This window comes from Streptomyces sp. NPDC060198, from assembly GCF_042728415.1.
Taxonomy (GTDB): Bacteria; Actinomycetota; Actinomycetes; order Streptomycetales; family Streptomycetaceae; genus Streptomyces.
In genome coordinates this window covers 1-12,763 of record NZ_JBHWZJ010000204.1, presented here as the reverse complement: position 1 = coordinate 12,763, position 12,763 = coordinate 1, and the positions used below count along the sequence as shown (strand labels likewise).

Here is a 12,763-nt window from a genome sequence, read left to right as displayed (position 1 = left end):
GAACTACGGGACGTCACTTGGAGGCGTCGTCCTTCTCGTCTTCTTCACCCTCGACGACCGGGATCAGGGAGAGCTTGCCGCGGGAGTCGATCTCGGCGATCTCGACCTGGACCTTGGAGCCGACGCCGAGCACGTCCTCGACGTTCTCCACGCGCTTGCCACCGGCGAGCTTGCGGATCTGCGAGATGTGCAGCAGACCGTCCTTGCCGGGCATGAGGGAGACGAAGGCGCCGAAGGTGGTGGTCTTGACGACCGTACCCAGGTAGCGCTCGCCGACCTCCGGCATGGTCGGGTTGGCGATGGCGTTGATCGTGGCGCGGGCGGCCTCGGCCTGCGAGCCCTGCTGGGCACCGATGTAGATGGTGCCGTCGTCCTCGATCGTGATGTCGGCGCCGGTGTCCTCCTGGATCTGGTTGATCATCTTGCCCTTGGGGCCGATGACCTCACCGATCTTGTCCACCGGGATCTTGACGGTGATGATCCGCGGGGCGTTCGGGGACATCTCGTCGGGGACGTCGATGGCCTCGTTCATGACGTCCAGGATGTGCAGACGCGCGTCACGGGCCTGCTTCAGCGCGGCGGCCAGGACCGAGGCGGGGATGCCGTCGAGCTTGGTGTCGAGCTGGAGCGCGGTCACGAACTGCTTGGTGCCGGCGACCTTGAAGTCCATGTCACCGAAGGCGTCCTCCGCACCGAGGATGTCGGTGAGGGCGACGTAGTGGGTCTTGCCGTCGATCTCCTGGGAGATGAGGCCCATGGCGATACCGGCGACGGCGGCCTTGAGGGGCACACCGGCGTTCAGCAGCGACATGGTCGAGGCGCAGACCGAGCCCATGGACGTGGAGCCGTTGGAGCCCAGCGCCTCGGAGACCTGGCGGATCGCGTAGGGGAACTCCTCGCGCGACGGCAGGACCGGGACGATGGCGCGCTCGGCGAGGGCGCCGTGGCCGATCTCGCGGCGCTTGGGCGAGCCCACGCGGCCGGTCTCGCCAACCGAGTACGGCGGGAAGTTGTAGTTGTGCATGTAACGCTTGCGGGTCACCGGGGAAAGGGTGTCCAGCTGCTGCTCCATGCGGAGCATGTTGAGGGTGGTGACGCCCAGGATCTGGGTCTCGCCACGCTCGAACAGCGCCGAGCCGTGCACGCGCGGGATGGCCTCGACCTCGGCGGCGAGCGTACGGATGTCCGTGACGCCGCGGCCGTCGATGCGGACCTTGTCCTTGATGACGCGCTCGCGGACCAGCTTCTTGGTCAGCGCGCGGTAGGCACCGGAGATCTCCTTCTCGCGGCCCTCGAAGGCCGGGAGGAGCTTCTCGGCCGCGATGTCCTTGATGCGGTCGAGCTCCGCCTCGCGGTCCTGCTTGCCGGCGATGGTGAGCGCCTTGGCGAGCTCGGTGGAGACGGCCTTGGAGAGGGCCTCCAGGACGTCGTCCTGGTAGTCGAGGAAGACCGGGAAGTCGCCGACCGGCTTGGCGGCCTTGGCGGCCAGCTCGGACTGCGCCTTGCAGAGGGCCTTGATGAAGGGCTTCGCGGCTTCCAGACCGGCTGCCACGACCTCCTCGGTGGGGGCCTCGGCGCCGTCCTTGACGAGCTGGACGGTCTTCTCGGTGGCCTCGGCCTCGACCATCATGATCGCGACGTCGCCGTCCTCCAGGACACGGCCCGCGACGACCATGTCGAAGACGGCGTCCTCGAGCTCGGTGTGCGTCGGGAACGCGACCCACTGGCCCTTGATCAGGGCGACGCGGGTGGCGCCGATGGGGCCGGAGAAGGGCAGGCCCGCCAGGATCGTGGAAGCCGAGGCGGCGTTGATCGCGACCACGTCGTACAGGTGGTCCGGGTTGAGCGCCATGATCGTCTCGACGATCTGGATCTCGTTGCGCAGGCCCTTCTTGAAGGAGGGGCGCAGCGGCCGGTCGATCAGACGGCAGGTGAGGATGGCGTCCTCGGAGGGGCGACCCTCGCGGCGGAAGAAGGAGCCGGGGATCTTGCCGGCGGCGTACTGCCGCTCCTCGACGTCCACCGTGAGGGGGAAGAAGTCGAGCTGGTCCTTGGGCCGCTTGGAAGCGGTGGTGGCCGACAGCACCATGGTGTCGTCGTCCAGGTACGCGACGGCGGAGCCGGCGGCCTGCTTGGCCAGGCGGCCCGTCTCGAAGCGGATGGTGCGGGTGCCGAAGGTGCCGTTGTCGATCACGGCTTCGGCGTAGTGGGTCTCGTTCTCCACTAGTGATTTCTCCATACTCGTCGTCTTTCGTCCTCGCGCCCGTGTGGCGGGGGACGGTGCGTGGAGAAGCGCACCTGGTGTGCGGGCCGGTCTTCGATCGAAGCCCCCGGGCGTTCTTTCCCGGGTGCCACTACCGAGGACCGGCGGCTGCGGGAGTGCGCTTCTCCTCGTGTCGTTCAGTTGTGTCGTGCAGCGTCGTGCTGGTGGTGCGGTGGTGCGTACGTCCAGGTTACTGAGGTTGCCCCCGGTAGCGCACGTACGGCAAAGGGAGCGGTCCCCGGAAAGTGGGCACCGCTCCCTCTCACAGCGTGCTTACTTGGCGCCGCCGGCCGCACCGCGGCGGATGCCGAGGCGGTCGACGAGGGCGCGGAAGCGCTGGATGTCCTTCTTGGCCAGGTACTGCAGGAGGCGGCGACGCTGGCCGACCAGGATCAGCAGACCACGACGGGAGTGGTGGTCGTGCTTGTGCGTCTTGAGGTGCTCCGTCAGGTCCGAGATCCGGCGGGAGAGCATGGCGACCTGAACCTCGGGGGAACCGGTGTCACCCTCCTTCTGGGCGAACTCGGACATGATCTGCTTCTTCGTAGCGGCGTCGAGCGGCACGCGTACTCCTCTTGGTGTTCGATGCGCCCACGAGTGCCCCTGGTCTGGATCTCAGGGGAGCTTCCGTGACTCGGAGGCGAAGGTCCGATGGGCGCAGCCCCCAGAACGAAACCGGGGACGCGTACACAAACGGCCACCGCACAGACTACCAGCCGCCGGACAGAGCCCTCCCCGGCCGCCCTCGCGCGCGGGCGGGGCGGCCCTCAGGGTGCGGGAGTCAGCTGGTCAGGGACCTTATCGAGGTGTAGACGTCGAAGACGGCGAGGCAGAGCGGCAGGAGCGTGAGCAGGACGAACGCCTCGGCGATCTCCAGGAAGCGGCCCCAGAACGGGGTGACCCCCTTGCGGGGCACGATCAGCCCTATGGCGGTGATCACGGCGGCGGTCGCGGCGACGGCCGCCGTCAGCCAGATCGTACGGATGTCGAGCGCCGCGTCGTCGCCGCGCAGGGCATCGATCATGATGCCGACCGGGGGGTTCAGGGCGAGCCCGAGTCCGAGGAGGACCAGCGCGCCGAGGCCCGCGGCCAGCGCGCAGGCGACCTGGGCGGTGTAGCGGAAGAGGTGGGCCCGCATCAGCATGGCGCAGCCGGTGGCCAGCGCCAGCAGCTGCCCGAAGACGTCCGCCGAGAACCCGAGGACGGCCGCACCGGCGACCGCCACCATGGCGCAGCCCCCGGCCAGGCCGAGCAGCAGCTCGTGGCCGCGCCGGGCCTGCGCGGCGATCTTGACCGCGTCGACCGGTCCCTGGGGGGCCTGCTCGGTCGTTCCGTAGTCGCCACTGGTGGTGCGCGGCGGCTCGAAGCCGATGGGGAGACGGGCGAAGCGGGTGGAGAGGGCCGGCAGGAATCCGAGCGCCCCGACGGAGAGCGGGGCGCAGACGGCCGCGGTCTCGGTGGGCTCCAGGTCGGTGAGGATCGAGGCGAAGGTCACCAGCACCCCGACGGCCGAGGCGAAGACGAAGGCGACGAAGGGGCCGTCGCCGGTGGGGGCGACGATCACCAGGATCACCGAGACGATCAGCACGGCGACGCAGGCCAGCAGGAACTGGAGGCGGCCGATCCCCTCCCCGGCGTCCAGCGGGAGCAGGCCGGACCCGGCGACCGCTCCGTTGACCAGGGCGCCTGTGCCGAGGGCGACGGCCGAGCCCCGGTCCTCGTACACCCTGGCGCGTACTCCGGCGACGGCGAGCAGCAGGACGGCGGCGACCGCGGCAATGACACCGGGGAGGCCGTGCATGTCGTGCAGCGGGTCGGCGGTCCACAGGACGAAGCCGAGGAGGGTGAGAAGCACCGAGCCGCCGAAGAGGCCGGAACCGCGCATCAGGGCGTCGCCCCAGAGGGTGCGGTCGCGGGCCACCGCGGACGCGACGGCTTCGGAGACGTCGTCGAACACGGCGGGCGGCAGCGATTCGGAGAACGGGCGCAGCGAGAGCAGTTCGCCGTCGAGGATGCGCTGGGCGGCGAGGGTGCGTCCGCTGTCGAGCACGGTGCCGTCGCGGCGTACGAGGTGGTAGCCGACGGGCGCTCCCTCGGCGGGGCTCTGCCCGGAGAGGCGGAGGACCTCGGGGTAGAGGTCGGCGAGGGGCACGTCCTCGGGCAGGGCGACGTCGACGCGACTGTCGGGCGCGACGACGGTCACCCTGCAGAATCCGGTTCCATTGCCGGCCGGAACCCCGGGGCCGGTTCGGCCGGGTCCGGTGGTCGCCGCTCGGGCCGTCGTGGTCACCTGTCGCTCCCCCTCATTGCCATCCGCCTCCGCCGAGAGCCTTCTCTCCGCCGAGACCTCGTCGCCATGTCTCCCACTGGGACGCGCGCCTTCGCAGCCCGTCCCGAATGACCGTTTTTTTGGCGGTAGTTCGCGGGTGCGTACACGCGTCGCGCTACCCTACCGCTCTCCGCCCGGCTGCTCCGTCAGTAGGATCTTTGCCCGGGCGGAGCCCGTCGCCACGGGGGCGTCGAGAGGAACAGATCTGTCCGGCAAGGGAATTGGTGAGCCGTGAGCCACATCGTCGTCAAGCGCCCTCCGCGCGCGCTGCCCTCCGAAGTGCCGGACACGGAGGTGCAGTTGCAACCTCCTCCGGAGCTGCCGCGCGGGCAGCAGGAGGGCGCGATGATGCAGTTGCTGCCGATGCTCGGCATGGGCGGCTCGGTGGTCTTCTTCTTCATGACGCCGAACCCGATCATGCGGATCATGGGCATGGTGATGATCGCGTCGACGGTCGCCATGGCGATCTCGATGCTGGTCCGTCACCGGCGCGGTACGCAGGGGCAGCTCGCCGACATGCGGCGCGACTACCTGAAGTACCTGACACAGACCCGCCGCGAGGTCCTGCGGACGGCACGCCTCCAGCGGGACGCCCAGTTCTACCTGCACCCGTCCCCCGAGCAGCTGTGGGCGCTGGTCGCCGAGGGCAGCAGGGTCTGGGAGCGCCGGGTCGCCGACGTGGACTTCGGGCAGGTCCGCATCGGCCTGGGGAACCAAGAGCTGGCCACCCCGCTCGTTCCCCCGCAGACCGCGCCGGTAGACGAGCTGGAGCCGCTGACCGCCGGGGCGATGCAGCAGTTCCTCCACACCCACTCGTCGCTGGACGGGCTGCCGATGGCCGTCTCGCTCCGCGCCTTCTACCACGTGACGGTCAGCGGTGACGCGGACTCCGTGCGTTCCTCGGCCCGCGCGCTGATCGGTTCGCTCACCTCGCTGCACTCCCCCGAGGACCTGGTCGTGGCGATCGCGGCGGACCGGCAGTCGTCGCCGCACTGGGAGTGGGCGAAGTGGCTCCCGCACGTCCAGCTGCCCGGCTCCACGGACGGGGCGGGCAGTCGCCGGCTCATCTCGACGAGCTGCTCGGAACTGGAGGAGCTGCTCGGGAGCCGTCTCGGCGGCCGTCCCCGCTTCCAGGCCGGCGGGCAGCCCCTGATGGACCAGCCTCACATCGTGGTGGTGCTCGACGGGGAGTCGGTTCCGCCGATGTCGGTGCTGGCCTCCCCCGAGGGCGTGCAGGGTGTCACCGTCATCGAGGTCGTTCCGGGTGAGGTGACCGGTGCCCGCGGCGGGCTGTCCGTGGTGGTCCATCCGCAGACGCTCCAGCTGGAGTCGGGCCACGGGCTGGTCTACGAGGGCCTGCCGGATCACTTGAGTTACGAGGCCGCGGAGGCACTGGCCCGCCAGCTGGCCCCGCTGAACGTGGCGGCGGGCGGGGACGACGACGAGCCGCTGCTGGCCAACCTGGAGTTCACCGATCTGCTGAACCTCGGGGACGCTTCCTCGGTGGATGTCTCCCGGACCTGGCGTCCCCGCTCGCAGGCGGAGCGGCTGCGCGTCCCGATCGGTGTCGGCGAGGACGGCACCCCGGTCATGCTCGACCTGAAGGAGGCCGCGCAGGAGGGCATGGGCCCGCACGGCCTGTGCGTGGGCGCGACGGGTTCCGGCAAGTCGGAGCTGCTGCGCACGCTGGTGCTGGGGCTCGCCGTCACGCATTCGTCGGAGACGCTGAACTTCGTCCTCGCCGACTTCAAGGGCGGTGCCACCTTCGCGGGAATGGCGCAGATGCCGCACGTGGCCGCCGTGATCACGAACCTCGCGGACGATCTGACGCTGGTGGACCGCATGGGCGACTCCATCCGCGGTGAGCTGAACCGGCGGCAGGAGATGCTCCGCGACGCCGGCAACTACGCCAACATCCACGACTACGAGAAGGCGCGCGCAGCGGGTGCCCCGCTGCTGCCGATCCCCTCGCTGGTGCTGGTGATCGACGAGTTCAGCGAGCTGCTCACCGCGAAGCCGGACTTCATCGAGATGTTCGTGCAGATCGGCCGTATCGGCCGTTCGCTCGGCGTGCACCTGCTGCTGGCCTCGCAGCGCCTGGAGGAGGGCCGGCTGCGCGGGCTGGAGACGTACCTGTCGTACCGGATCGGCCTGCGGACCTTCTCGGCGGGTGAGTCCCGCGCGGCGCTCGGCGTGCCCGACGCCTACCACCTGCCGAACGTGCCGGGTTCCGGCTACCTGAAGTACGGCACCGACGAGATGGTCCGGTTCAAGGCGGCGTACGTCTCCGGGGTCTACCGCACGGGCGCGGAGCGGGCGTCGATGCCCGGCGGGCCGCTGCCGGTGGACCGCCGGCCGGTCGCCTTCACGGCGGCGCCGGTCCCGGTGCGGTACGTGGAGCCGACACAGCGGCCGGACGTGCCGGAGGCCCGCGCGTCCGAGGACGACGCGCTCGCGGACACCGTGCTGGACGTGATCGTGCGCCGGCTGGAGGGGCGCGGCGCCTCCGCGCACCAGGTGTGGCTGCCGCCGCTGGACAACCCGCCGTCGCTGGACGAGCTGCTGCCCGGCCTCGCGCCGGTGCAGGGGCGCGGTCTGACCCAGCCGGGGTTCGAGGGTGCGGGGCGCCTGGTCGTCCCGCTCGGCGTGGTCGACAAGCCGTTCGAGCAGCGGCGCGACACGCTGTACCGGGACTTCTCCGGTGCCGCCGGGCACATGCAGATCACCGGTGGTCCGCAGTCGGGCAAGTCGACGCTGCTGCGGACCCTCATCGCGGGCTTCGCGCTCACCCACACCCCGCACGAGGTGCAGTTCTACGGACTGGACTTCGGCGGCGGCGGTCTGGCGTCGGTCAGCGGTCTCCCGCACGTCGGCGGCATCGCGTCGCGTCTGGACCCCGAGCGGGTACGGCGTACGGTCTCCGAGGTGTACGGCATCCTGACGCGGCGTGAGGAGTACTTCCGCAGCGCGGGAATCGACTCCATCGCCACCTTCCGCAGGATGCGCGAGCGCGGCCAGGTGACGGTGGAGGACCAGCCGTGGGGCGACGTCTTCCTGATCATCGACGGCTGGGGCAACTTCCGCACCGACTACGAGGGCCTGGAGCCGGCCGTCCTCGACATCGCGGGACGCGGTCTCGGGTACGGCATCCACCTGGTCGTCACCGCCTCGCGGTCCATGGAGGTGCGCGCCAACCTCAAGGACCACCTGATGAACCGGCTGGAGCTGCGACTCGGCGACGTCATGGACTCCGAGCTGGACCGCAAGTCGGCCGTCAACGTGCCGGCCGGCGTGCCGGGCCGGGGTCTGACACCGGAGAAGCTGCACTTCATGGCGGCGGTCCCGCGCATCGACAGCATCAACTCCGACAGCGACCTCTCCGAGGCGACCGCCGCGATGAATCAGGAGGTCGCCCGCCACTGGACGGCGTCCCCGGCACCGGCCGTGCGTCTGTTGCCGCGCGAACTGCCCGCCTCGGCGCTGCCGCCGGGTGACGCGCACCCGGAGCGCGGCATCGCGTTCGGCATCGACGAGAACAACCTGGAACCGGTCTTCGTCGACTTCGAGCACGACCCGTTCCTGATGGTGTTCGGGGAGAGCGAGTCCGGCAAGTCCAACCTGCTGCGCCTGCTCATCAAGCAGCTGACGGAGCGCTACGACGGCAACGCCTGCAAGCTCTTCGTCATCGACAACCGGCGCTCGCTGCTGGACGTCACCCCGCCGTCGCACTTGGCGGAGTACGTGCCCATGTCCAACAACATGGAGCACCACATGGAGGCGCTGTACGACCTCATGCAGCGGCGCACCCCGTCGGCGACGGTCACCGCGCAGGAGTTGCGGGACCGCAGCTGGTGGCGGGGCCCGACGGTGTACGTGGTCGTCGACGACTACGACCTGGTCTCCACGTCGAGCGGCAATCCACTGGGCAGGCTCACCGAACTGCTCCCGTTCGCACGGGACGTGGGCGTGCGCTTCGTCATCGCCCGTAACTCCGCGGGCGCGGGACGGGCCGCGTACGAGCCGTTCATCCAGCGGATGACCGAGCTGGGCGCCCAAGGGCTGCTGCTGTCCGGCGACCCGAACGAGGGCGACATCATGGGCAACGTCCGCCCGCGTCCGATGCCCGCGGGCCGGGGCGTGTTCGTCTCCCGCCGCCGGGGCAACCCGCTGGTGCAGACGGGGCTGGTGGACGGGGAGCGGTAGGCCCCGAGCAGTACGGCGCTCACCGGGCCGGGTACCCCTTTCGGGGCGCCCGGCCCGGTCTCGCTTTACGGACCGGTCTCGCTCCACAAGGACGTCCTCTTTCCGGACGCACGATTCCGGTTCTCCGGAATTCCGGAGGACCGGCCGGATCTCTGTCAGCGATTTCCGCCATTCCTCCGCGGCGTGGCGCATTACCACCCACGAAATCACTCTGCCGCCGTACGCTCGGGAGTCGTACGACCGAACACATCTGTACGCGCGAACATGTGATCGCCCCTCCGTCCCCCGGGCGGACGAGCGGCGGCCGTCCTCCGAGTGCGCCACGGACCGGGGACGCGCGGGACGATGTGCCGGGCACGCGGTCCGCACGCCGTCGTGCACGGCGTTCCCGCGGCGCCGTGCGCGACAGGTCCGGACGATGTTCACCAGGGTCTCCCGCGCCCCCGTGCGCGCGGAGAGCGACGGGAAGGTACCCGGCGAAAAATGGCGTGGCACGAGTGGGAACCATGGAATTCGGATGCGGCCGACCGGCGTTTGCCGGACACGCGAAGGAAGCACCCGACACGGGCGCGCGGAAACCACGGAGAAGACCCGCGAGGTGATCTCCGGGTTCGTCGGGACGTTCCGTCGACCATGGGGAATTCGGCGTTCCGGAGGCGTAAAGGACCGTGGCGCGCGAAAGACGTCCACGCCCGCATGCCGGACCTCCTCGCCCGTAGCAGGGCCCCGTATGCCGGGAGCTCATATGCCGGGTGTGCGCCCGCCAGGTGCGGGATCCGCGTCCGCCCGGCCGGCCCGGTCTCACGGCCCGACGCGATATCCGGCCGGCGGGCGGAGCGCTGATGGATCTCGACGCACTGCGTTTCGGCAACTTCTCCGCGCTCGACTCGGCCGTCTCGGACTGGGAACGGCAGGTCAAGAGCCTGAAGACACTCCAGGACGAGGCCCAAGACGGTCTGAAGGCAACGGCGGTGAAGGCCGACTGGGCAGGCCTCAACGCCAACGTCACCCGCGACTTCGTCACGAAGACCGCCGCGGAGTTCACCGACGCGCACACCCAGGCGAGCAGCATCGCCGCCATCCTCGGTGACACCCGCGATGAACTCGTCTCCTACCGGGGGCAGCTCGTCGCCGCGATCGAGCGCGGGGTGGCGAAGAACCTCACGGTCAGGGACACCGGACAGGGCACGTTCGCCGTCGACATGAACATCCACCCGGACCGCGCCGCCGCCGGAACCCAGGTGCCCGAGCACAGCCGGCAGGACGTGGACCGGCTGCGCGAGGAGGTCCAGTCCATCCTGACCAAGGCCACCGAGAGCGACGCCACCGCGGACGAGGCGCTTCGACTCCTCGTGGACCGGGCGAAGTACGGCTTCTCCGACGCCGGTTACCAGGACCGTGACTCCGCCGCCAACGCCCTCAAGGACGCCAAGGAGGCGGCCGCGCTCTACTCCAAGGGCTCCGACATGTCGAACACGGAGCTCACCCGGCTCATCGCGCTGATGAAGGAGAACAAGGACGATCCGCTGTTCGCCGAGCGCTTTGCGACGGATCTCGGGCCTGAGAAGACTCTCTCGCTCTACGCCGACCTCGCCGACGACCAGCAGTTCTATGTGCACCCCCGCTCCGGGAGCGGCCTCTCGGAGGAGATGCGGGCCCGGATGAGACTGCTCGGCGGGCTGGAGTCGAGCCTCGGCGCCACCCTGGCGACGGCCACGCACTCGGGCAGCGGCGACATGGCGCAGTGGCAGAGGGATCTCCTGGTGGCGGGCGGAAAGGATGTCGGCACCCCCGGGCAGGACCGCGTCCACGGGTACCAGGTGATGAGCAACCTGATGCGGAACGGCGCGTACGAGGACGACTTCCTGAAGAGCTACGGGGACAGTCTGATCGCGTTCGAGAAGGAGAACACCTCCGACGAGGTCGGCGGCCTCCAGAGGCGGACCACGCGCGAGGATGTCCTCCCGTGGAACCACTCCGGCGCCTTCGAGCGGCTTCACTACGGGGCGGGGAACGACGCCGGTTCCGACCCGATGACCGGCTTCATGGAAGCCCTGGGGCACAACGCCGAGGCCTCCACGGACTTCTTCGACGAGGGAACGAACTTCGACTACCTCACCGAGGACCGTGAGTGGTTCGAGGACCACGCGAAGACCGACGCCAAGACCATCGCTGGATACGACTCGCTGGGGCACGCCCTGGAGTCGGCGACCAAGGGCGCCCCCTACGACGCCGACCCGCCGCAGCTGCACCGCGACAGCGAGACCGCCGCCGTCGCGCAGCGGGTCGTGGAGCGCTACGGGCAGGACGCCGAGTACAAAGGCGACAAGCAGACCGGCCTCAGCGGTGCGCAGCTCTTGGCCGGGCAGGAGGGGATCGGCGACAGTCTGGGCAGTATCGGCGCCGCCTACATCGACGACATCAACTGGGCCATGGACGGCAACGCCGAGAAGTCGGTGTACGCGTTGGATGACGGCGGACGCACCTCGTCGGCCGAGCGGGCCCACTTCGACAACAGCGAGCTCGGTCTCACCAAGTTCATCAGCACCCTCGGCCAGGACCCCGACGCCTACGCGTCGTTGGGCACCGCCCAGCAGGTGTACACCACGTCGCTGCTCCACGAGCACCCGCCCACGATCGAGGCGGACGGCGACGTCTCGTCCAGCGAGGCCGAGACGGTCCTGCGCAACGGCGCCGAGGTCCAGGGCGTTCTGGACCGGTCGCGGGCGGAGGAGATCAAGGCCGGCGGGGTGGAGGCGGACAAGAAGTACAACGACGCGGTCGACGCCCGTATCGAGCGGGACAAGATGATCGCCGGCGCGGTCACGGGCGGCCTCTTCTCGCTCACCCCCGAAGCAACGACCGGGGTGGCCGCGACCGTGGTTCCGATCGTGGGGGAACAGACCGAGGGAGTCGTGGGCGGTCTCATCGAGAAGAACCTCGACGAGTACGCGGAGGCGCACCACCGGGACAACTCGGAGAAGTACCACGCGGAGGGGAACGAGGTGTACGCGAGCGGCTTCGCCGCCTCCTGGAGGCCCGGGCACGCAGTCCTGCAGGAGGCCGACGCGTCGAGCGCCTGGGACGGCGAAAACTACCGGAAACTGAGCGACGCCCTCACACGGGCCCAGCAACTCGGCTACAACAGCGGCAGTCAGCAACAGGAAAATGTCGGTCAGCTCCCCACCACGTGAGGTCGGGCACATGAAATCCATCCTGAGGAAAGCGGCCCCGCCTCTCGCCGTGGTGATGTCGGCGGCGGTACTCGGCGGCTGCTCGGGTTCGTCGGACGGTCCCGGCACGCCCTCGGCCTCACGGCCGGTGGCTCCCGGAGAGACCGGCCGGCAGGTCTGCTCAGGTCTCCTCGGAGCGGACGGAGGGGTCGCGCTGGAACAGCTGACCAAGTCCGCGCGCTTCACCGAGTCACCCGGATCCGGTCCGACAGAGGTCCGGTCGGTCGCCGACGCGGCCGAGAAGCTGCGGAATTCGGGGTTGCCGGCGACCGGCAGCGGCGAACGGCTCTACCTGTGTCTAGCGGAACCCGGCAACCCGGGTGGCCGAGGCGATTTCCAGGTGTCCACCCGCTGGACGCGGATCAAGGCGGGCGACCGTACCTGGCACAGCACCGCGATCAGTTCCGTGTACGACCTCACGGCCCACGGAGTGCACAGCAGCACCGCGCCCTACGCGACCGCGTCGCAGACCTGGGGTGCGGTGTCCCTCCATTGCCCGGTCGGCGGCGGCGCCGCACCGGGCGTCGCACTCGACGTGGAGTTGCGCACTTCGCACGGATCGGTCACACGCGACGAAGAGCCGGTGAGGCCCGGGCTGCTGCTCAAGGCCGCCCACGGTGCGGCGCTCGCGGTGGCGCGGGAGGTGGGCTGTCTCACGGAGAGTTCCCTGCCGGAGACTCTGAAGGCTCCGACTCCCCTACCGAAGGGCTGAAGCACACCGGGAACGAATGATGG

At 69.8% G+C, this 12,763-nt stretch carries 6 protein-coding genes; 3 read left to right on the top strand and 3 right to left on the bottom strand.

What is annotated here, in order from left to right; all coding sequences use genetic code 11:
• Window positions 1-13: 13 nt before the first annotated feature.
• The 3 genes from ACFWEP_RS22685 to eccD form a co-directional block, all read right to left on the bottom strand.
• Window positions 14-2,224, bottom strand: a complete 2,211-nt coding sequence (locus tag ACFWEP_RS22685) for a polyribonucleotide nucleotidyltransferase (protein WP_387372267.1) — start codon at window positions 2,222-2,224, stop codon at window positions 14-16.
• Between the two features lie 312 nt (window positions 2,225-2,536).
• Window positions 2,537-2,827 (bottom strand): 30S ribosomal protein S15, encoded by a 291-nt coding sequence (gene rpsO, locus ACFWEP_RS22680; RefSeq protein WP_003965855.1) that lies wholly within the window; start codon window positions 2,825-2,827, stop codon window positions 2,537-2,539.
• Between the two features lie 217 nt (window positions 2,828-3,044).
• Window positions 3,045-4,553: a type VII secretion integral membrane protein EccD gene (gene eccD / locus ACFWEP_RS22675; RefSeq protein ID WP_387372265.1), complete on the bottom strand. Its 1,509-nt coding sequence runs from the start codon at window positions 4,551-4,553 to the stop codon at window positions 3,045-3,047.
• 270 nt (window positions 4,554-4,823) lie between these two features.
• Between eccD and eccCa the strand changes: the two genes are divergently transcribed.
• The 3 genes from eccCa to ACFWEP_RS22660 all read left to right on the top strand — a co-directional run bounded on the left by eccCa (window position 4,824) and on the right by ACFWEP_RS22660 (window position 12,740).
• Window positions 4,824-8,795, top strand: a complete 3,972-nt coding sequence (eccCa, locus tag ACFWEP_RS22670) for a type VII secretion protein EccCa (RefSeq protein ID WP_387372263.1) — start codon at window positions 4,824-4,826, stop codon at window positions 8,793-8,795.
• An 842-nt stretch (window positions 8,796-9,637) separates the two neighbouring features.
• A complete protein-coding gene (locus ACFWEP_RS22665) occupies window positions 9,638-11,989 on the top strand; it encodes a DUF6571 family protein (RefSeq protein ID WP_387372261.1) in 2,352 nt (783 codons plus the stop codon).
• Between the two features lie 10 nt (window positions 11,990-11,999).
• Window positions 12,000-12,740: a hypothetical protein gene (locus ACFWEP_RS22660; RefSeq protein WP_387372259.1), complete on the top strand. Its 741-nt coding sequence runs from the start codon at window positions 12,000-12,002 to the stop codon at window positions 12,738-12,740.
• The last annotated feature ends 23 nt before the right edge of the window (window positions 12,741-12,763 follow it).